The 21,148-nt window shown below is 59.4% G+C and carries 16 protein-coding genes; 5 read left to right on the top strand and 11 right to left on the bottom strand.

Annotation, left to right across the window (positions count from 1 at the left end; genetic code table 11):
* The 4 genes from F8N96_RS04955 to F8N96_RS04940 all read left to right on the top strand — a co-directional run bounded on the left by F8N96_RS04955 (position 1) and on the right by F8N96_RS04940 (position 6,902).
* Entirely contained in the window at positions 1-579 is a 579-nt protein-coding gene (locus F8N96_RS04955) for a dermonecrotic toxin domain-containing protein (RefSeq protein ID WP_412071801.1), read from the top strand.
* 34 nt (positions 580-613) lie between these two features.
* Complete coding sequence (locus F8N96_RS04950; protein WP_150796832.1) at positions 614-952, top strand: hypothetical protein; 339 nt, start codon at positions 614-616, stop codon at positions 950-952.
* 58 nt (positions 953-1,010) lie between these two features.
* On the top strand, positions 1,011-1,814 hold the full coding sequence (locus tag F8N96_RS04945; RefSeq protein WP_150796831.1) for a hypothetical protein: 804 nt from the start codon (positions 1,011-1,013) through the stop codon (positions 1,812-1,814).
* 222 nt (positions 1,815-2,036) lie between these two features.
* Positions 2,037-6,902, top strand: a complete 4,866-nt coding sequence (locus tag F8N96_RS04940) for a dermonecrotic toxin domain-containing protein (protein WP_150796830.1) — start codon at positions 2,037-2,039, stop codon at positions 6,900-6,902.
* A gap of 176 nt (positions 6,903-7,078) precedes the next feature.
* Here F8N96_RS04940 and F8N96_RS04935 read toward each other — a convergent pair whose 3' ends face one another.
* From F8N96_RS04935 to F8N96_RS04900, 8 genes are all read right to left on the bottom strand, one after another.
* A complete protein-coding gene (locus F8N96_RS04935; RefSeq protein ID WP_150796829.1) occupies positions 7,079-9,463 on the bottom strand; it encodes an efflux RND transporter permease subunit in 2,385 nt (794 codons plus the stop codon).
* A gap of 28 nt (positions 9,464-9,491) precedes the next feature.
* Positions 9,492-10,565 (bottom strand): WD40/YVTN/BNR-like repeat-containing protein, encoded by a 1,074-nt coding sequence (locus F8N96_RS04930; protein WP_150796828.1) that lies wholly within the window; start codon positions 10,563-10,565, stop codon positions 9,492-9,494.
* Between the two features lie 399 nt (positions 10,566-10,964).
* Entirely contained in the window at positions 10,965-13,622 is a 2,658-nt protein-coding gene (gene pepN / locus F8N96_RS04925; RefSeq protein WP_150796827.1) for an aminopeptidase N, read from the bottom strand.
* Between the two features lie 10 nt (positions 13,623-13,632).
* On the bottom strand, positions 13,633-14,463 hold the full coding sequence (locus tag F8N96_RS04920; RefSeq protein WP_064677951.1) for a DUF2797 domain-containing protein: 831 nt from the start codon (positions 14,461-14,463) through the stop codon (positions 13,633-13,635).
* Positions 14,460-14,720: a YeaC family protein gene (locus F8N96_RS04915; RefSeq protein ID WP_150796826.1), complete on the bottom strand. Its 261-nt coding sequence runs from the start codon at positions 14,718-14,720 to the stop codon at positions 14,460-14,462. The genes F8N96_RS04920 and F8N96_RS04915 overlap by 4 nt, the downstream gene beginning before the upstream one ends.
* 34 nt (positions 14,721-14,754) lie before the next feature.
* Positions 14,755-15,624, bottom strand: coding sequence for a rhomboid family intramembrane serine protease (locus tag F8N96_RS04910; RefSeq protein ID WP_150796825.1), 870 nt, complete (start codon positions 15,622-15,624; stop codon positions 14,755-14,757).
* On the bottom strand, positions 15,621-16,595 hold the full coding sequence (locus F8N96_RS04905; RefSeq protein WP_191630774.1) for a metallophosphoesterase: 975 nt from the start codon (positions 16,593-16,595) through the stop codon (positions 15,621-15,623). The genes F8N96_RS04910 and F8N96_RS04905 overlap by 4 nt, the downstream gene beginning before the upstream one ends.
* Positions 16,592-17,482, bottom strand: coding sequence for an NAD(+) kinase (locus F8N96_RS04900; protein WP_064677955.1), 891 nt, complete (start codon positions 17,480-17,482; stop codon positions 16,592-16,594). Before F8N96_RS04900 ends, F8N96_RS04905 begins: the two co-directional genes overlap by 4 nt.
* Positions 17,483-17,590: 108 nt before the next feature.
* Here F8N96_RS04900 and F8N96_RS04895 point away from each other — a divergent pair, with 108 nt between their 5' ends.
* Positions 17,591-18,541 (top strand): DUF1853 family protein, encoded by a 951-nt coding sequence (locus F8N96_RS04895; RefSeq protein WP_150796823.1) that lies wholly within the window; start codon positions 17,591-17,593, stop codon positions 18,539-18,541.
* A gap of 129 nt (positions 18,542-18,670) precedes the next feature.
* Here the strand turns inward: F8N96_RS04895 and F8N96_RS04890 are convergent, their stop codons facing one another.
* From F8N96_RS04890 to F8N96_RS04880, 3 genes are all read right to left on the bottom strand, one after another.
* The gene (locus F8N96_RS04890) at positions 18,671-19,954 is read right to left on the bottom strand and encodes an arsenic transporter (RefSeq protein ID WP_150796822.1); all 1,284 of its coding nucleotides are present in this window, start codon (positions 19,952-19,954) and stop codon (positions 18,671-18,673) included.
* A 42-nt stretch (positions 19,955-19,996) separates the two neighbouring features.
* Positions 19,997-20,344, bottom strand: coding sequence for a metalloregulator ArsR/SmtB family transcription factor (locus F8N96_RS04885; RefSeq protein WP_150796821.1), 348 nt, complete (start codon positions 20,342-20,344; stop codon positions 19,997-19,999).
* 241 nt (positions 20,345-20,585) lie between these two features.
* Positions 20,586-21,146: an NADPH-dependent FMN reductase gene (locus tag F8N96_RS04880; protein ID WP_150796820.1), complete on the bottom strand. Its 561-nt coding sequence runs from the start codon at positions 21,144-21,146 to the stop codon at positions 20,586-20,588.
* Positions 21,147-21,148 lie beyond the last annotated feature (2 nt).

Raw genomic sequence — 21,148 nt, 5'->3', positions numbered from 1 at the left:
ATTACATTCGCAAACCGCTCACCTGCTCAAGGAGCCATTCAGCTACCGCTGCAAGCGCTCGAACACTCGATCCAGGGCGAACACGGTTTCAACCGGCTGGGCTACCGATACGTCAATGCACTGATGAAGAACACAGCCGCCGAACGCATCGTCGAGGAGCAGGCCATTGTCATCAGGCCCTTGGCGTTTCAACGCAAGGCAGACGCGGCCTATGATGTGGTCGCCAACATGTTTATCATCGAAGCCAAGGATCTGAATGCCGATGGTCCCCATATCCTTTATCGACCGCTGTATACGCCTGCCCTCCAGCAATATGCTACCCGCAGTGATCTGCTCAAAGCGATCGCCCTCGCCGGACCGCTGCTAAGCAGTGTACTGACGTGGCTCACCGATCGTGCCAGGCCGATCTACTCCAATAACGGCTTCAATGAACCGCACATCGTCCATTTTCATGTCGGCGACGACTTCACTCCTTTCGAAAAACCTGCGCCGGCGATTCTGGTGGGCAATGCAGCGGCAGCGGATTGGTTGAAAGCTGTCGAAGAAGATCGAGTGTTGTCCAGTCTGTTCGTCAGTTGAGATATTGCGCCCGCTCAGTATCAAAACGTGGGGAGTGCAAACGATCATAGGGCTGGACGACGCTGTTGATCCCGCAGTGATATTGTCTCGTTCGCATTCTGAGCTGCAAGGCTCGCAAGTCTATGAACGCGCCGATCGTATTGCGGTGTTTGATAATCTGGTCGATCGCTACAACAAGACGCAGGACGCGCTGGAAAGTATCGGCATTTTCAATAGCGATGAATTGGAACCCACCGCCTTCAATCGTCTACGCGAGATCATCGGCGAACTGCGTGTCGATGCCGAGCGTCGGCTGGCTGACGAACTACAAAGCCTGCCTGAACAGGTGGAATCGCCTGGCCCTTCAACCAATCCCAGCCGCCCCCCCCGTTAGACCTCCCGCGCCGAGGGCGAGTCGTAAGAGGGTCATCAAAACCAACACCAAAGGCACCTTGATTGGCGACCTTCGTCCACGGATTGCCAACCAGGGCGCAGACATCGTCGACATCAAAAGTCCTTTGGAAGACAGCACTCTGATTTCTTTTCGAGAACAGGAACCGAATGTCTGGGAAGAAATCGTCGAGCCCCGCCGGCCGACACCTCATACACCTGCGACCCCCTACCCACAACTCAAAGGCGATGCCCGCAAGGCCTTGGCCAACGTTGACAAGCAGGTTCATAAAATCGAGGGTTATGTGCGGCGTGGGAGTTCACCACAGGAAATTGAAGAACAGTTGCAGCGCGAGGCAAAGAAGTTGAGAGAACTTGCAGGCAAACTCGCGGACCATGAAAATGCTCCGGTTGATCGCGGGCAGGATAAGGACCTGATCAGCGGACTGCGGGCCAAGGCAAATGCTCTTGAGACCAAAGCGACTGAACTTCGCAAGCGCATGACCCTGGTCAGGTCACCGGACAGTGAAGGGGTGGAGTTTCTGCTGCGCAGCAAAGTCATTTACGCCCGGATCGTCGGCAATCGGATCCGGCTGAAAACCGGCCGGAAAGACTTCATGCAGGAATACGTTTTGCTCAACGGGCAACATCAACCTTTGTGGTACGCCCACTTTCACTATGCAAACGCAGCTGACGCGAAAGCCAATTATACCGAAGCTCCTCTGAAGACCACAGAACAGCGATATGAAACCTATGAATCGGCCATGTTGAAGGCCAAGGATCCTCAGCAAAAAATCGACATTCATCACGGGACAATCAGCGATGAGTTGGCGATCAGCGAATTCTTGCCGTTGGAGCCGCGCTGATTGGGGACATCGAGCAGGAGGCGGATTTACGTCCGCTTTCTTCTCACGTCACCGTACGTACGATTCCGTATACGGCGGTTCAGGTTGCGCTAATCATGTTTGTGGTATCCCAATACTGCACTCGCGACGACTAAATGCGATTTGCTGTGCCGGACCGATTATCGGTCCGCAATCCCGGCCGCCACGAAGGCACCGGATTTGAACAGGAAAAAGGATTTCGTCATGCCCGACCCGAACACCCCCGCATTATCCACGACCTTGAGCCAATTGCCCGCCCAGGCTATCCATGAACGTTTCGCCCATCGGCCGGCGCTGTTCTCAGTGGTTTTCAATACCCTGCGCGAGCGCATTCTGGAACGCTACCCAACTCTGGAACTGGACCTGCTCACTACCAAGCTGGCCAGTCCACACCCCTCTGGCGTTTATACATTTGAGCTGTTGACGAGTGTCGCGATTGCTCATGTTCTCCACCCGCGGTTACTTGATCTGCACTCGCATCGCGAACTGCCGTTTTACCTGACCCAAAAGATACCCACGCGCCTGAAGCCTGCCGTCCTGCCGCATATCGACATGCAAGTCATCGCTCAAATCATCGACGCGCTGCCTGCAACGCTCTACCTCTATTTTCAGCAGGCACTGGCTGACTACTGGAGCGAGGTCGACAGCGATGGCATCAGTCGCTGGCAATGGCTCGCAGAGGTCCTCAACGGGCAAGTGACCGCCGCCGCTGCGGGTCGCTCACATCTGAGCCAGACCCAGCAGGACATGCTCTCGCTCGTCGCCGCCTGCCCGGATCGGCTCAAGCGTATATCCGGCACCACACCCTTCACCTATGCCTATTTCATTGAAACCACCCTCACCCGGGACCAACAACAGGTGAACCTGCTGACACCGGACCTGCTGTTGATTCGCGACAGACAGGTGCTACTGTGCGGCCTCGGCGGTGCTGTCGAAACCTATGATTCAATTGAAGCTTTCGGCAGCGCCTGGGGGACCAGGATGCAGCGCCAGTTCCAATTCGACAGCATGACCTGGAGGCGCAACGAGCCCGACGGCAATGTCTTTGAACAGCAGGCCGGGCTGATCCTCAATCAGCAACTTGAAGACCTGCAAGCATTCAACTTCCGGGACAACAGTGAAATCGCACTGGAGCGACGTCTGGAAAAAATCACCGACCCGGCGCTGCTGTTTACCAAAGCCCCCGCGGCCAGCCCCGCCCTTCTCCAAAAGGTGAACAACCAACTGCCCGAGTGGCTCAAGCGTGCCGATAGCGGCGACCGGTTCGCCTACCACCGTCATCTGCAGGACATGGCGCAAGTGTTAAAGCAGAACCGGGGGCGCTCATACAACGAAGGCATTGAAAACATCCACGACTTCAGCCGCGACGCCTTGCGCAAGCAGTTGCAGACCGATCATGCCGAATACGATCCCGACGATGTGGTGTTGGACTTCTCCGTGGCCGCCGGCTACCCGGGCGGCGCGGGCATTATCGAGCATGTGCGGATGTCGCTGACGGAACTGGCCTTGAAGAACCTGGCCGGCAAGCCCAAGGGCACACTGGCACTCTCCTCCAAAAACGGCAAGACACTGCCGTCCTGGCTGAACGACGATTACCTGTTGGGTAGCACAGGGCTGATCTCGCGCGTCGACATCGGCACCATCTATCCGCAAAAAATCAACGAGCTGTTGCTGTCCGACACCGCCGACGCCCGGCGGCGAGAGACGCTGTTCACCCGCGAACTCAAGGTCAAGTTGCCGATGCTGGCGCTGGAATACAAGATCAGGAAACTCTATGGCGTCTCGGCCAAGGGTTATCGCTATGTAACGGCCCTCTTGGGTGAGACTTCCTCGGACAGAATCGCCGACGATCAGGAGATCGTCCTGCGGCCACTGTCGCTGTGCCGAAAACCCGGCGCCGTGCCCGATCAGGTCAACAATATCTTTATTATCGAGCCCCGCGACACTGACGTCGGTCCGCACCTGCTCTATCGTCCGTTGTATGCCGAGTCCCTGCAGGAATACCCGACACGCCAGGCTTTGCTGGACGCCATCGCCACCCCCGGCGAGCTGCAGGACAGCGTGCTGACCTGGCTGACCGACAAGGCGCGTCCGATCTACGACCACGGCGGCATCAAGGAACCGCACCTCCTTCACTTCCTCAGCGGGGATGAGTTCGGCTTTTATGAAAAACCGGCACCGGCGACCCTGGCCGTCGACGAAGGGGCCGAAGAATGGCTGCACGCACACGTCAACGGCACGCTGCTCAACCAGTTGTTCAGCAGCACCGCAAGGGCACTGGTCGACCTGGCTGACCGCGATTCAGTGTCCAACAGCGAAAGCCGTTGGGCGATTTTGATGGAAGGTGCCTGGCTGCTGTTCAATACCTTGTTGCTGCCGCTGATCCAGGGCCCAGCCATGTTGGCGGGCTGGTTCCTGGTGCTGGTCAGTAGTCTGGAGCAGGATCTGGCCGGCCTGGACAGCGTCGACCCGACCACCCGCGAACAGGCATTGATCGACCTGCTGCTCAACACCGCCATGATCCTGCTGCACGCGGCCACACCCTCCAACAGAAGCCGGCAGCCGCTGGCCGATCCGGCTCCGCAAGACCGCGAGTTGCACCTTGCCGACTGGCGCCACGTTGAGAATGCACTGTCACGTCCACACAGCACTCCTGTCGTTCGACAGGACTCGACGGCGCTACCTGGCATGCCCCCCTCCAACGGACATACAACAGTGGACTTTGGTCGATCCATTGCCAGCGCCACGGCAAGCACTCGCCTGCTCGATGCGTTGCTCGCGGTCAATGTGCCTTGGCCTGAGACCCTGCCAATTGCGCAAGCCAGCGGCCCCTACAAAGGCTTGTACCGGATCGCCAACACCTGGCACGCCAGCGTCGGCGGGCTGCTGTTTCAAGTCAGTATTGAACCCGGCTTTGCCGAGGTCTATCTGGTCGATCCGAAGCGCCCTCTCCATCCCGGCTTCAAGCTTGCCAGTGATGGACAGGGACACTGGCGGCTGGATCGCGGGGTCAAGCTGGAAGGCGGCATGCCCAAGGACAAGTTCAAGGTTTGGAACAAGGCGCGCGAGAAGCGTGTTGAGGTGCTAGAGACCGACCTCATGCGTATCAGGGCGGAGTACACCGATCTAGATGATTCTGTTGCAAGCACCTTGGAAACGTTGAAAAGTGCCAGCGATACCTTGGAGTCACAAAGAACAAAACTGAAACAGCTTTGGAAATTGCGCCGCACAGCAATTGAGGCACTGAAAGAAACGATCACCGCACGTCATGAACAGCAGCAGGTGGATACGGCACAAGCCAAGGTGCATTGGGGTATCGCATTCCATGACCACCATGAAAAATTCTCGGCGTTTTTGCCAATGGCGCGCCAACTCATCGACAAGCTCACCGAACTGATGGCAGTCGACAGGACCGAGGAGTCCTACCGCCAGAATCGCGATCAAATAGTCCAGCAGATCTTTAGTGGGTGGGTCAATATCTATGATTATCTAGGGGCAGAACGTGCTTTCGTGGGTGAGTCCGAGCGCGGTGAGAGCTCCTCTGAACGCTTTATGCGTATCGAAGAAGAGTTGGATCAAGATATTACAGTCGCCTATGAGATGTTCATCGATAAGAGAAAGGCGCAGCTCGATATAGAAAAAAAATGCATCGAGCCCGCGACAGAAATCAGGAAACTCCTTGACCAGGCGGATCCCCACCAGCGTCAACGGCTATTGAACGATGCGCCGGCCCACATCAAATACATATCCACGACCACTATCTTGCATGAAGAATTGCTGATCCTTATTGAACTGGTGTTGAACCGTGCCTTCTTCTCTGAAGAGCCACTAGAGATGCATTTCGTTAACCAGCTCAGCAACAATCAGTCGTACCAAAGCATCCTCGTACATCTGGAGATGAGCGAAACTGATGGCTACTCTGCGTCCGAGCAAAGGGCTGTACTCATGGACATCGCCGCAGTGTACGAGCGGATGGAGAACGCCGTGAACTCATTGACCGACATGCGTTCCGGTCACTTGCGTGACGAATTTACAAGCCCTTTTCTGAAGTCCCTCAGCGAAGCCCGGACCAGCCTCGACACACAACTGGCGGACCTGATCCTCATTGACGAAGGGTTCGCCCCTGTGTCAAAGCCAAGCAGGCCCACGAGAACGAAACCCGCCACCAGAAAAGTGATCAAGACCCTCGACAGGGGTAGCCTGGTGGGAGACCTTCGCCAGAGCAATCCTGAGCAACCGGGCAATTTTGTCGACATCAAGGACCCGATCACCGGGCAAACCGTCGCCACTTACCTCGAACATGCCAGCGAAGGAGTCTGGAAACAGCTGGTAGCCGCACCTCCGCCGCAGGAGCCGGTGCCCGCCCCTGCGGTCCGCTCCTTGAAAAAAATCAAGGCCGCGGGGGACACGATCATGGGCGAGCGTACAGGTATTGAAAGCAGCATTCGCTTTCAACAGCAAAAACTTCTGGATCCGAGCCGACGCGAAGGTCTCGAACCGCAAGATTGGGAGCTCATGCTGACCCAGCATGCGCAAGCACTCGAAGCCCTGGCCAACGAAATCAACCGCGACCACGCCACCGATGCAAGCGCCGGCGAACTGCGGAGCATGTACCTTGACGAGGTGAAGGCCGTGAAACTACGGGCTCGCGAAGTGTGCGCCGAGGGCTACAAGCTACAGCGTCCCAAGGACTCCAGGATCGAATACCTGCGGGTCAATGGATTTGTCGATATCAACCTGGTTCGCAGTCGCATCCCTTTGAAGGCGGGTGACTACCTCACCGAGTATGCGGTGCGCGACAAAAACAAAATAAAAGAAGGGAAAAAAGGCGAGGCAAACGTCTTGTGGTATGCGCATTTCCATTACCCGGCGGTCGATACGCCTGCATTACAGCCTGAGTACGGCCATCTGAAAACCATAGAAGAGCGCAGATTTACCCGTAAGGAACTGATGGAAAAAGCCCGGGCGGACAACCGTGTCGTGGTCTATCTGGAAAAAGCGGAAATTGCCCCGGCCTTGGCCGAGAAACTGTTCCTGAAACTGGAACCTCCTCTGCCAAAAGCGGACTGATAAAAAGCTCAGCCCAAGCTTGATGCGGTCACTGTAGGAGCGAGCTCGCTCGCGATGGACGTCAACGATTACGCGTGTATTCAGAATATACGCGTCGCCCTCAAGACCATCGCGAGCAAGCTCGCTCCTACAGTGACCGGCATCCAGCCCGGGCGGGATTGTTTCTAGCACTTGGGTCAGTGAGCGAACAGCGAATTGCCCTTCTGCCCCGCCAGCTTTTCCGGCTTGATCAGGAACCGCGCCAGCGCCGGCAGCAGCCACAGGGCGCCGAACATGTTCCACAGCAGCATGAAGGTCAGCATCAGCCCCATGTCGGCCTGGAACTTGATGGCCGAGAAGATCCAGGTGCACACGCCGATGGCCAGGCACAGGCCGGTGAACAGCACGGCCTTGCCCGTGGACTTCAGCGTCTGGTAATACGCTTCCTGCAACGGCAAGCCGGCACGCAGGAAGCTTTCCAGGCGGCTATAGATGTAGATGCCGTAATCCACGCCAATCCCCACCCCCAGCGCCACCACCGGCAAGGTTGCCACCTTCACGCCGATGCCCATGAACGCCATCAGCGCGTTGCCAAGTACCGAGGTCAGCACCAGCGGCAGCACGATGCACAGGGTCGCCGCCCAGGAACGGAAGGTGATCATGCACATGGTCGCGACACAGATGTAGACGAGGATCAGGATGGTCAGCTCGGACTCCTTGATCACCTCGTTAGTGGCTGCCTCGATCCCGGCGTTGCCGGCGGCGAGGATGAATTCCAGGCCGTCCTTGTTGTTCTCCTTGGCGAAGTCCTGCACCGCATGCACCGCGCGGTCCAGGGTTTCCGCCTTGTGATCATTGAGGAATATGAGCACCGGCGCCAGGGAGCAGCTGTTGTTGTACAGGCCGTCAGCGCGGGCGATGGAGTTGTTCAGCACGTCCGGGTTGCGTGACAGGGTTTCCCATTTCAGGTTGCCCTCGTTCATGCCCTTGATCATCTGTTTGGACACGGTCACCAGCGAGATCGCCGACTGCACGCCCTCGGTGTTCTGCATCTTCCACATCAGCTCGTCGATCGGCGCCATGGCTTCGTAGCGCGAGCAGCCTTCGGACTTGGTCTTGACCATCACCACCAATACGTCGGAGCTGGTGGAGTAGTTGCTGATGATGAAGTTGTTGTCCTGGTTGTAGCGCGAGTCCGGACGCAACTCCGGCGCACCCTGATCGAGGTCACCGATTTTCAGGTTCTGGCTGTACCAGAGGCCGCCACCGAAGGCGACCAGTGCCAGGGCAATGGACACCGGGGCGACTTTCGGGCTGGCGAAGTTCGACAGCAGGCGCCAGAACGGATGTTCGCGATGCGCGTCTTTCTTGCTGCGTTCGACCGCGCGTTTACTGATGCCGACGTAGGAAATCGCCACCGGCAGCAGGATCAGGTTGGTGAACACGATCACCGCGACGCCGATGGACGCGCCGATCGCCAGTTCACGGATCACCCCGATATCGATGATCAGCAGCGTGATGAAACCCACCGCATCCGCGAGGATCGCAATCATCCCCGGCAGGAACAGCTGGCGGAAGGTACGGCGCGCAGCCGTCAGGGCGTTGTCCGCTTCGCTGGACTGCAAAGCGATACCGTTGATTTTCTGTACGCCATGGGAAATACCGATGGCGAAGATCAGGAACGGCACCAGCATCGAATACGGGTCCAGCCCGAAGCCGAAAAAGTGCATCAGGCCGAGTTGCCAGACCACGGCCACCAGCGTCGTACTCAACACCGCCACGGTGCTGCGCATGCAGTTGGTGAACCAGTAGAGCAGGATCAGGGTAATGACGAAGGCCACGCCGAAGAACATCACCACCATGACCAGGCCATCGATCAGGTCGCCGACTTTCTTGGCAAAACCGACGATGTGGATCTGCACGTTAGGGTTCTGGGCTTCGAACTTGTCGCGTATCTTTTCTTCCAGCTCGTGGGAGAACTTGCGGTAATCCAGTGCCAGCAACGTGCCCTGGTCCTGCGGGTCCGGGTAGGACTCCAGCAGCGGGATGTCGACGATGCTCGACTTGAAGTCGTTGGCCACCAGGCGCCCGACCTGCCCGGACTTGAGCACGTTATTGCGCAGCAGGTCGAGGCTCTGCTGCGAACCGTTATAGCTCTGGGGAATCACTTCGCCACCGGCGAACCCCTCCTCCGTCACTTCGGTCCAGCGCACGCTCGGACTCCACAGCGACTTGAGGCCGGAACGGTCGACGCCGGAGATGTAGAACACTTCGTCGTTGATCTGGCGCAGGGTCTCCATATACTCCTTGGAGAAGATGTCGCCATCGGTGGCTTCCACCGAGATCCGCACGGTGTTGCCCAGGTTTGCCAGATCGTTGCGGTGCTCCATCATCTTTTGAATGAACGGATGATCGAGCGGGATCATTTTTTCGAAACTGGTGGACGGCCGGATCAGCGTCGCCTGCCAGAACAGGAACACACTGACCAGCAGGCAGATGAAGATCACTGCCGGGCGGTTGTTGAAAATCAGGCGCTCGAGAAACGTCGCCTTGTCGTGATGATGACTGCTCAAGGATGTCATAGACCCGCCTTCTTATTATGTGCCCGGCTCATTTGGACGAGCCGTTTTTGCCATTCCCTGCGCCGGCGCCGGTTGGCGAGGTGACGCGAACGCCGCCCTGTCCTGCCAGAACCAGATTGCCGTTGCCCGCCGCGGTGACGGCCGAAACGGAAATGCGATCCGGGCGATTGAACACGCTGAAGGTTTCGCCGTTGTCGTTGCTGCGGATCACCGAACCGCCGTTGCCGACGATCACGATGGAACCGTCGTCGAGCAGCGTGGCGCCGGACAAACCGAACTCGAGCGCACCGCGAGCGGCCTGCAACTCGACCTGTTCCCAGGTGCTGCCGAAATCCGTGGAGCGATACAGATTGCCCCGCAACCCGTAGGCCAGCAGGGTTTTGGCCTGAGCGGTGCCGATCACGCCGAACAACGAGCCTTCATAGGGGCCTTCAAGTTTCTCCCATGTCTGGCCGCCATCGGCAGAGCGGAACATGCTGCCCTGCTCGCCGACGATGAACAGCCCGGCATCCTTGACGGCCGCGATCGCATTGAGGTGGAACTGGTCTTCGTTGTCCAGGCGGTCGCTGACGTTTTCCCAGTGCTTGCCACCGTCGGTGGTTGCCATCACGGCACCGTAGGCGCCCACGGCAAAGCCGCTGTCGACGTCCTGGAACCAGACGTCGAGCAGCGGCGATTCGCGTGTGAGGTCTTCAAATTGCTTGGTCCAGCTGACACCGCCGTCCTCGCTGGCGAGGATCTGTGCGTCATGGCCGACAGCCCAGCCATGCTTGTCGTCGACGAAGAATACCGAGGTCAGCAGTTGCCGGGTCGGCACCTTGGCCTGGGTCCAGGTCGCGCCCTGGTCATCGGAATACAGGATGTGCCCGCGATCCCCGACCGCCACCAGACGATTGCCGGCGTGCACGACGTCGAGCATCAGGCTTTTGCTGGCCTTGGCGGATTCAACCGAATAAACCCCATCGGACGCCGGCGCCGCGGCGGCCAGCACAGGTGCCGACAGCACGGCACAGCCCAACAGCGAGAGCGCTGTAGCCAGCAACGCGAATTTGCGCAGTGCCGGCGGGCGGCAGATACCCACACCCATGACAGGCTCACTCATAGACCTTCCCCCATTATTATTGTTAGGTCGTTCAACCTTTCTGGGCGCCGCAAAGGGTGCATCGGGATTGCCTGTTCTGGAGCATAGTCCTGAAACCCGCAATCCAGAGCCCCTTCGGAAGCTGGCTTTATCCTATCGGGGTTTGGAAAGGTCTGACAATCGACGCCACGTTATGTTTTGTTAACCAGGGGGGGATGGGGAGAGGATGAATGATGGGGTATCAGGTGGGGTGATTGCGGTTCGGCTCGGGATTGAGGGCTTGCGCAAGACATGTAGGAGCTGGCTTGCCAGCGAAGGCGGTGTGTCAGTCGACATATTTATCACTGAACGGACGCCTTCGCTGGCAAGCCAGCTCCTACAGGGGGCCGCGGTGAACACCCTGCAGGAGATAAGCCGGATTCAGGCCAGGCTCTTGCTGACCACTTCGAACACATCGCTGGACAACTGACCCGAAGTACGAATCCGCTCCAGCTCACCTTTCATCAACGCCTGACGCGCATCATCGTATTTGCGCCAGCGAGTCAGCGGCGCCAATTGGCGAGAGGCGATCTGCGGGTTGAACCCGTCCAGCTCGATCACCAGATCCGTCAGGAACCGGTAGCCGGAACCGTCCGCCGCATGGAAGTTGATCAGGTTCTGCCCGGCAAACGCACCGACCAGTGCCCGGACCTTGTTCGGGTTCTTGATGTTGAACGCCGGATGCTGCATCAACTGACGCACCCGCTCCAGACCGCCCGGCAAGGTGCTGCCGGCCTGAACGCTGAACCACTGATCCATGACCAGCGGATTATCCTTGAAGTGCTCGGCAAAACTCGCCAGGGCCGTCGCCTTCTGCTCCTCGAACGGCGAATTCACCAGCACCGCCAATGCCGTCAGGCGCTCGGTCATGTTGTCGCTGGTCTCGAACTGCTCAAGGGTCGCCGCCAACACTTCCGGCTTGCCGCTCAACATCAGGTACGACAGCGCAATGTTCTGCAACGCGCGACGGGCGAAGTGCTCGGCCTCGGCCACATAGGGGGTCTGTTTCGAGAGATCGCGATTAGCCTGGTAACGCAGCCACAGCGCCTCGAACAACCCTTCTGCCAATTGTTTACGGGTAAACTCCCGGGCGATGTGGATGGCCTCAACGTCGGCCACTTCGCTGATCTCGGTCAGATACGCTTCGCCCGGCAGCGAGAGCATTTCGGCGACCATCGCCTGGTCCAGGGTCTCGTCCGACAGCACCGTACGCAAGGCAGAAATCAGACGCTGGTCGAGCACCAGCTTCTCGCCCTTCTGGTGATCGGCAATCAGCTCCTGCAAGACCTGAACCGACAATTGCTGGCCGGCATCCCAGCGATTGAAGCCGTCGCTGTCATGCTGCATCAGAAACATGAGCTGGTCGCGGTCGTACGGGAAGCTCAGCTTCACCGGGGCCGAGAAGCCGCGCAGCAACGAAGGCAGTGGTTTTTCAGCGATGTCGATGAAGGTGAACGTCTGCTCGGCTTCGGTCACCGAAATAACCCGCGATGTACCTTGAGCAGTTGCTTCGCCAGAAAGGCGCAGGGCAATCTCCCCGCCCTTGCTGTCCAGCAGGCCCAGTTCGACCGGAATCACGAACGGTAGTTTTTCAACCTTGTCCGGGGTTTGCGGGCAGCTCTGGCGGAAAGTCAGGCTGTAGGTTTTCGCTGCTGCGTCGTAGGACTCGCTCACCGCCAATCGCGGCGTGCCGGCCTGGCTGTACCAGCGCTTGAACTGGGTCAGGTCGACACCGTTGGCGTCTTCCATGGCCTTGATGAAGTCGTCGCAGGTCACGGCCTGGCCGTCATGGCGTTCGAAGTACAGGTCGCTGCCTTTGCGAAAGCCGTCGGCACCGAGCAAGGTGTGGATCATGCCCACCACTTCCGAGCCCTTTTCGTACACGGTCAGGGTGTAGAAGTTGGAAATCTCGATGAAGCTGTCCGGGCGCACGGCGTGAGCCATGGGACCGGCGTCTTCGGCGAACTGGTGGGTGCGCAGGTAGGCCACGTCCTGGATGCGCTTGACCGTGGCCGAGTTCATGTCGGCGGAGAAGCCCGAATCGCGGAACACGGTAAAGCCTTCCTTGAGCGACAGCTGGAACCAGTCGCGACAGGTCACGCGGTTACCCGACCAGTTATGGAAATACTCGTGGGCGACGATCGCTTCTACGCGCTGGTGTGCGGCGTCGGTGGCGGTTTCGGCCTTCGCCAGCACGGCGCTGGAGTTGAAGATGTTGAGGCCCTTGTTCTCCATGGCGCCCATGTTGAAGTCATTGACCGCAACGATCATGAAGATGTCCAGGTCGTACTCACGACCGTAGACCTCTTCATCCCAGCGCATGGACTTCTTCAGGCTGTTCATGGCGTGCTGGCACTTGTCGATGTTTTCCGGCTCGACATAGATACGCAGCGCCACGGAGCGCTCGGTCATGGTGGTGAAGCTGTCTTCGACGCACCACAGGTCACCGGCCACCAGCGCGAACAGGTAGGCCGGTTTCTTGAACGGGTCCTCCCAGGTCGCCCAGTGCCGGCCGTCTTCGCCGGGACCCGAGGCAATCGGGTTGCCGTTGGACAGCAGCACCGGATAGCTGTGTTGCTCGGCAACGACCGTGGTGGTGAACCTGCTCATCACGTCCGGGCGGTCGAGGTAATAGGTGATCTTGCGGAAGCCTTCGGCCTCACACTGGGTGCAGAACATGGTGCCGGACTTGTACAGACCTTCCAGGGCGGTGTTGGTTTCCGGGTGGATCCTGACGCTGGTGTCGACCGTGAAGGTGGTGCCGGTCGGCTGCAGGGTCAGGTGATTCTCGGTCAACTGATAGTCCGCAATGCCCAGCTCACGATCGGCCAGGGTCACCGACAACAGTTCGAGCTGCTGGCCGTCCAGCACCAGCGGCGGCAGGCCAGGGCCACGCTCGGGATTGCGGCGCATCACCAGTTGCGCATGGACCAGGCTGTGGTCCTCGAACAACTCGAAGGTCAGGTGCGTCTCGTCGATCAGGTATTCGGGGGCCTGATAGTCCTTCAGGTAAATCATCTTCGGTTGTTCGGTGCGCATGCTGGAGTCCTTAACTATGCACGGCGAGCTGATAGGCCGTGTACTTGCGAATATTGATCACGCCGGTGTCGAAAATCAGGTATTGGCCCTTGATCCCCAACAGCGTGCCTTCGGCAATCGGGTTCTTGTCCAGGTTGAAACTGACAATCTTCGCCGGGTATTGCTCGATCGGGTAGCGGATTTCGAGCGGTTCGACATCGGCAATGGTCTGGATCGCCTGCAGGCCGAATCGTTCCTGCAAACCTTGCAAACCCTCGGCACAGCTGTCAAACAGCTGATCGCGAACCTGGGCCAGGTCCACCGACATCGCGTCGCCTTTGAGTAAAGCACGCCAATTGGTCTTGTCCGCGACCTGGCTGCGAAACAGGTCTTCAACAAAGCCCGATTGCTGACGGGTCGAAACGCGCATGATCGGCAGTGCCTGACGGGCGCCCTGATCGATCCAGCGGGTCGGCAGTTGGGTGGCACGGGTAATGCCGACCTTCACCCCCGACGAGTTGGACAGGTACACGATGTGATCGGTCATGCAGAACTGCTCGCCCCACGCCGGCTCCCGACAGGTGCCGGCGTCGTAGTGGCAACGCTCCGGGCTCATGATGCAGAGGTCGCACTGCGCCAGTTTGGTCATGCACGGGTAGCAGTAACCCTGGCTGAAACTGGTTTTGGTCTTGCGTCCGCAATGGGAGCAGAAGATCGCCCCCAGGTATTCCAGGCGCACCGTGGTGCCGATCAAGGGATTGACCGGTACCTCGAGGTCGTCCAGACGAAACGCGTATTGCACGTTCGGCCCGTCCAGGCGCGCCGACATTTTGCTGATTGCACCGCGGCCGATCTCGATCAATGGACAGCATCCGACTTGAACAGGATATTGGGCACTTCGATCGACTTGGAGCCGCATTCCTGCACGCCCATGTAACCGGTGCGCTGGTCTTCGGGCAGGTTCTGGATTTCCCAGGCGATCATCGCCTGCAGCGACAGTTCCCGTTGTTCGGCGGTGAGTTTGCCACCGTCGGACCATTTGCCGATTTCCACCGCCAGTTTCAGGCTCTGGTAGATTTCGGGGGTGATGTTGCTGATCATTTCGTTAAAAGAGGACATCTAGGTCTCCGTGCTCTTCAAGACACAACTAAATTTAGGCAGCCAGTTTACGGCGGTTGTACAAACCACCCAACAGGCCGGTGAGGCATCCGATGAGCAACCCGCTGACGTGGGCCGCGTTGGCGATTTCACCGAAGCCGATCATCGAGACCAGCCCGGACAGGCAGAGCAGCAACCACACCAGCATCATCACCAGCACGCCACGCGGCAGGCGATAGGCCGGGTTCGGCGCCAGGACCTGGAAAATCCAGCAATGCCCCAGCAGGCCGTACAGCACCCCGGACAATCCGCCAAACAGGGTCGGGCCGCTGAAAACGAACTGGGTATAGTTGGACACCAGGCTGAACAGCAAGGTCAGGCCGATCAGGTTGACACTGCCCTGGCGCGACTCGATGCGCCGCCCCAGTTCCCAGTACCACATGCCGTTCATGGCCAGGTGCAGGATGCCGAAATGGATCAGCATCGGCGTCACCAGGCGCCACCACTGCCCCGCCGCCAGGCTGTCGGCCAACGGCACGAAATGGATGTAGTCGCCGACGATGCGAAAATCGAGAAAGGTCAGCCAGCGCATCGTGTCGAAGTTGGCGCCCAGCAGCGTCACCGCGCCGACCAGCAGGCTCAGCACCAGTACCAGTGCAGTCGCCTTGGCGTAGCGCAGTTGCTCGACAAAACCGGGGCGGCTGGTGCTCGGCGCCACGGGGATGTCCAGTTGTTGATCGGGATCGCCCGCCGGAAAACGTTCGTATAACGAACGCACGTCTTCACTGATGTTCGCCGGCACCCACAGCACCTGCTCGCCCGCCTCTTCACTGACCCGATGCGGCACCTGCATGCGTTGCAGCAACTTGACGAAGCCACTCAGGTCCACCGCCAAGGGCAGGCGCAATACCGCAACGGCACTCATTGCAACACCTCCGGCCGCTCGACATCGACCCAGACGAACTTATGCGGGTCGAGACGGGTTTCCTGATCCAGGCGATAGGCAACCAGCTTGCCGTAGAGCACCGCGCTGTAGTCGAGGCAGGCCAGGTTCGGCCGGATCGGTGCCGGTTTGCCGCTGCGCCAGTAATGACCGACGAACAGCAGAGGCTCGTCGACGCCATAGCGCAACAAGGTGTCTTTCTCGGTGGACGACAAGGGCGTCTGCGCCACGGGCTCTGGCAATGCATCGGGCTGGAACACTATGTCTCCGTAGGTTTGCGGATCGTCTTCCCAGAACTTGGTGCGGAAGAACGACCGTGTCAGGCCATCACCGCTGGTCATGGTCAGCCCATGGGGCAACCGCATGTCGGTGCCGCGCAGCAAGCGATCGAATACGGTGCAGGCAAAACTGCCGGGCACCGCCGAGGCCTGGAGGAAATGCTCATCGACGCAACCGTTGGGGAACAGGGCCCGCAGCGGTTCGATCAGGCCGGCATCCCAGCAGGCATGCACGACCCGGAAGCGCCCGGCATCGATGAACAAGGGCAGTTCATAGAACCATTGCAGGAAGTCGTGCCAGTCCGCCGGGTGGTGTTCGAACTGGGTCAGGGTTTCGTTGAGCAGACGGGCATGGCGCGGCGTGTGTTCTCGGACGAATTGCTTGCCGCTGCCTGGAAGCGCCGGGGTGCTCCAGCCCAGGGCGTTGAATTCATGGTTGCCCATGATGCACAGCGCCTGACCGGCCTCGACCATGTCGTGGACGATGTGCAGCGCCTCGCGAATCCGTGGGCCGCGGTCGATGATGTCGCCGACGAACACCACCATGCGCGACGGATGCCGCCAGACGCCGCCCTGTTTTCGATAACCGAGTCGGTCGAGCAAGTGCTCAAGGGTCAGAGCGCAACCGTGCACGTCACCGATCAGGTCATAACCTCGCGCGGGATCGAACATCAGTCGCCTCCACCACCCAATCGACTGCCCCAGCCGAGTTTGGTCCGGCACACCTCATAGTAGTTGTGGTCGAGCGGATGAATCAGCCGCAACTTCTGCGCTTTCTTGTTGATGGTAATGGTGTCGCCGGGCGCGCAGGTGAAATGGTTCTGCCCGTCACAGGACACTTGCGGGTAGATCTGCATATCCTTGGACACGACGATTTTCAGCTCACTGTTGCCATCGACCACGATCGGCCTGCCTGACAAGGTATGGGGGTACATCGGCACAATCACAATGGCGTCGAGCTTGGGGTGCATGATCGGGCCGCCCGCCGACAACGCGTAGGCCGTCGAGCCGGTGGGCGTGGCGACGATCAGGCCGTCGGCCTTCTGGCTGCAGACGAACTGGCCGTCGATGTACAGCTCGAACTCGATCATCCGCGTCGATTTGCCAGGGTGCAGCACCACGTCGTTCAGCGCATCGCCCTGGCCTATGGCCTCGGCATGGCGCCGGACTTCGGCCTGCAGCAGGAAGCGGTTTTCCACCAGGTAGTGGCCGTCGAGCACTTCGGCGACCTTCACTTCCAGTTCGTCGGGGCGAATATCGGTCAGGAAACCCAGGCTGCCGCGGTTGATGCCCAGCACCGGGATATTGTGTCGGGCCAGCGCCCGCGCGGCACCCAACAGGCTGCCGTCACCGCCGACCACAATCACCATGTCACAGACTTCGCCGAGCATCTTGCGTGACGAGGTTTGCAGGCCATGACCGGGCAAGACTTCGGCAATGGTGTCTTCGAGAATCACGTGCAAGTGACGATCGAGCAGAAACCGTTTCAGTCGGCGGACGGTATCCAGCACCTGCGAACTGCCCAGGCGACCGATGATGCCGATATTACGAAATTGCTCCATGGATTTCCTGCGAGGCCGGCGAAAAACACGATTATGGGCGAAAGCGCGGGATAGACAAAATCCTTTCAGCCACAACGGTGTACTCACGATTGAGGCTATGCTCGCAAGATGATCCTATTTCCCGATTTGTTGCAGTTACCCCACCAGTTGCGCCACCCCGAAGTGCGCGACCTGGCCTGGGTCATCCTCGCGCCACCGATGCTCGACGTCACCCCGTGGCCGCAGCGCCACCCGCTGGCCGGCAGTGACTGGGTACAGGCGCCGCAACGGCTGGAGCTGTGGCTGCGCCAGCTCGATCGCGACAGTTATGACCTGCTGCACTGGCTGGCCCAGGCCAGGACCCGGCGCCTGGGTTTGTATTACGAACGTCTGTGGCAGTACGCGGTGCGTCACGCACCGGGCATCGAACTGATTGCCGCCAACATGCCGATCCGCCGCGAGGGTCACACCCTGGGCGAACTGGACATGTTGCTGCGCGATTGCGACGGCGTGCACCACCTGGAACTGGCGATCAAACTCTACCTCGGCCCGCAGAACGGCGACGGACACGACACGGCGCAGTGGCTCGGCCCCGGCTGCCACGATCGGCTGGACCGCAAACTCGCCCACCTCAGCCAGCACCAATTGCCGATTTCCGCTCGCCCGGAGAGCCGTGAGGTACTGGCGGCGCTGGATATCCAGCAGTTCAGTGCGCATTTGTGGCTCGGCGGCTATTTGCTGTACCCGTGGCCGGGGCAGTCCGCACCGCCAGACGGCGCGCATCCGCAGCATTTGCGTGGCAGCTGGTTGCATCAAAAGGACTGGGCGGACTTTGTCGTGCAGCGCCCGTTCGGCCGCTGGCAACCCCTGCCCCGCCATGCCTGGCTGGCACCGGCGCATTATCCGGTGGAGCAGACCTGGAATACCGGGCAGCTGGATGCGTGGCTCAGCGAGCTGGAGCCACTGGCCCCGGCGCAGTTGCTGGTGCGATTGGTGGAGAATGGCGATGGGGATTGGGAGGAAGCGGAACGGTTGTTCCTGGTGGCGGATCTCTGGCCGAATGTGCCGGGCAGTGGTTAAATTTTGAGGTGATTGCTATGGCCTGTTCGCGGGCAAGCCTCGCTCCTACAGGGCTTGTGTCGTTCGCACATTCTGTGATCTACCCAATACTGTAGGAGCGAGGCTTGCCCGCGAACAGGCCGACGCGCTCTAGATGGACAACCGCACTGCCAACGCCGCCAACGTCACCAACAACACCGGCACCGTCAACACAATCCCGACCTTGAAGTAATACCCCCAACCAATCCGAATGTTCTTGCGCTGCAGCACATGCAGCCACAACAACGTCGCCAGACTGCCGATCGGCGTGATTTTCGGCCCCAGGTCACTGCCGATGACGTTGGCATAGATCATCGCCTCCTTCACCACCCCCGCTGCCTGGCTGGCCTCGATCGACAGCAACCCGATCAGCACGGTCGGCAAATTATTCATCATCGACGACAGCAGCGCCGTCAGCACCCCGGTGCCCATGGCCGCGCCCCAGATGCCGTAATGGGCAAAGCCGTCCAGCCAGCCGGCCAGGTAGCCGGTGAGCCCGGCGTTGCGCAGGCCGTAGACCACCAGGTACATGCCCAGTGAGAAGATCACGATCTGCCATGGCGCTTCCTTGAGGACCTTGCGCGTGGAAATCCTGTGGCCACGGGCAGCGATGGCCAACAGCAACGCTGCGCACACCGCCGAAATGGCACTGATCGGAATGCCCAGCGGTTCCAGGGCGAAGCAGCCGAGCAGCAGAATCGCCAGGACCGCCCAACCGGCAAAAAACGTCGCGTTGTCATGGATCGCGGATGCCGGGTGTTCCAGCTGCTCGGGGTCATAATCCTTGGGGATGTCGCGCCGGAAAAACCACATCAACATCCCAAGGGTCGCTGCGACGCTCACCAGGTTGACCGGGATCATGACGGCCGCATAACGATTGAACGTGATATTGAAGAAGTCTGCGGAAACAATGTTGACCAGGTTAGACACTACCAGCGGCAGACTCGCGGTGTCGGCAATGAAACCGGCGCCCATGACGAACGCCAGGGTGGCCGCCGGAGAAAACCGCAGGGCCAGCAGCATGGAAATCACGATCGGCGTAAGAATCAACGCCGCACCGTCATTGGCAAACAACGCCGAGACCAGCGCTCCAAGCAGCACCATATAAGCAAACAACTTGCGTCCACTGCCCCGACCCCAGCGCGCCACATGCAGCGCCGCCCAGGCGAAGAACCCCGCCTCGTCCAGCAACAGGCTGATAATGATCAGGGCGACAAAGGTGCCGGTGGCGTTCCAGATGATCTGCCACACAATCGGGATGTCGCCCAGGTGCACCACGCCGAAGATCAACGCCAGCACTGCGCCGAATACCGCACTCCAGCCGACGCCGAGGCCTTGGGGTTGCCAGATCACCAGGGTGATGGTCAGCAGGAAAATCAACGACGCAATGAGCATGCACAACAGCCTTCAAAAAGGGGGCGAAACGAAAATCAGGGGTCAACAGCAGCGTTCAGGTCGGTCGCTCATGGCGTGCAGTCGCGCAACATCCGCCGCCAGCCAGCCTTGATGATCGGCCAGCGCGCCCTGCAATAGCGTGATCACCCAGGGCGACAAGTCCGGGTGCAGGCGATAAAACACCCATTGTCCCTGGCGCCGGTCCGTCAACAGGCCATTGCTGCGCAAGAGCGCCAGGTGACGGGAAATCTTCGGTTGGCTGAGGTCCAGCCCGGCGGTCAACTCGCACACGCACAACTCGCCTTCGCGGGCAATCAGCAAGGCGATTCGACTGCGGGTGTCATCGGCGAGGGCCTTGAAAATATCGACTGGACTGCGGGAGTCGGACATGGGGAGCACGCTTCTGGGGTAACGAAGCGTGAATATATGGAATTTCGAATATACAGTAAAGCACTGATTCCCGGAGTAACCCATTCCTGGTGTAGGAGCAAGCTTGCTCGCGAGGGTGTGTCAGCAACATGGTGCCAACTGACACCCATGTTGTAGGAGCAAGCTTGCTCGCGAAGGTGTGTCAGTCACATAGGTGTCGACTGACACACCATCGCGAGCAAGCTCGCTCCTACAGGGTTCTTCACTCTTTCTTGTGCTGTTCGACCCATTTTCCGTAGGCATTGATGAATTTCTGCAGGAACGGCTTGACTGTCTCGGACAGCTTGCCCGCCTCGTCGAACGCCGAACCGGCGCCGCTCAGATAGGCTTCCGGCTGCTGCATGCAGGGTACATCGAGGAACACCATGGACTGGCGCAAGTGATGGTTGGCACCAAATCCGCCCACCGCCCCCGGTGAAACGCTGATCACCGCCCCCGGCTTGCCGCCCCAGGCGCTCTGGCCATAGGGACGCGAACCGACGTCGATCGCATTCTTCAAGGGCGCCGGTACCGAACGGTTGTATTCGGGGGTCACGAACAGCAACGCGTCGGATGAGCTCACTTGTTGTCGGAAAGTACTGTAGGCTGCCGGCGGTGAAGCGCCATCGATGTCTTCGTTGTAGAGCGGCAGGTCGCCGATTTCGATGATGTTCAGCTTGAGATTCGCCGGTGCCAGATCGGCCAGGGCCAGGGCCACCTTGCGATTGATCGATTCCTTTCTCAAGCTGCCGACCAGTACGGCGATCGTGTAGACATTGCTCATGG

Source organism: Pseudomonas fluorescens (assembly GCF_902497855.1).
GTDB classification, from domain to species: Bacteria; Pseudomonadota; Gammaproteobacteria; order Pseudomonadales; family Pseudomonadaceae; genus Aquipseudomonas; species Aquipseudomonas fluorescens_BI.
The sequence above is the reverse complement of the archived record's forward strand: the minus strand, read 5'-3'. Positions and strand labels throughout refer to the sequence as shown.

Bases quoted from the DNA above. Each gene is read 5' to 3' on its own strand.
- F8N96_RS04940 (WP_150796830.1), top strand. From the start codon at position 2,037: ATGCCCGACCCGAACACCCCCGCATTATCCACGACCTTGAGCCAATTG.
- F8N96_RS04935 (WP_150796829.1), bottom strand. From the start codon at position 9,463: ATGACATCCTTGAGCAGTCATCATCACGACAAGGCGACGTTTCTCGAG.
- F8N96_RS04930 (WP_150796828.1), bottom strand. From the start codon at position 10,565: ATGAGTGAGCCTGTCATGGGTGTGGGTATCTGCCGCCCGCCGGCACTG.
- pepN (WP_150796827.1), bottom strand. From the start codon at position 13,622: ATGCGCACCGAACAACCGAAGATGATTTACCTGAAGGACTATCAGGCC.
- F8N96_RS04915 (WP_150796826.1), bottom strand. From the start codon at position 14,720: ATGTCCTCTTTTAACGAAATGATCAGCAACATCACCCCCGAAATCTAC.
- F8N96_RS04910 (WP_150796825.1), bottom strand. From the start codon at position 15,624: ATGAGTGCCGTTGCGGTATTGCGCCTGCCCTTGGCGGTGGACCTGAGT.
- F8N96_RS04900 (WP_064677955.1), bottom strand. From the start codon at position 17,482: ATGGAGCAATTTCGTAATATCGGCATCATCGGTCGCCTGGGCAGTTCG.
- F8N96_RS04895 (WP_150796823.1), top strand. From the start codon at position 17,591: ATGATCCTATTTCCCGATTTGTTGCAGTTACCCCACCAGTTGCGCCAC.
- F8N96_RS04890 (WP_150796822.1), bottom strand. From the start codon at position 19,954: ATGCTCATTGCGTCGTTGATTTTCCTGCTGACCATCACCCTGGTGATC.
- F8N96_RS04885 (WP_150796821.1), bottom strand. From the start codon at position 20,344: ATGTCCGACTCCCGCAGTCCAGTCGATATTTTCAAGGCCCTCGCCGAT.
- F8N96_RS04880 (WP_150796820.1), bottom strand. From the start codon at position 21,146: ATGAGCAATGTCTACACGATCGCCGTACTGGTCGGCAGCTTGAGAAAG.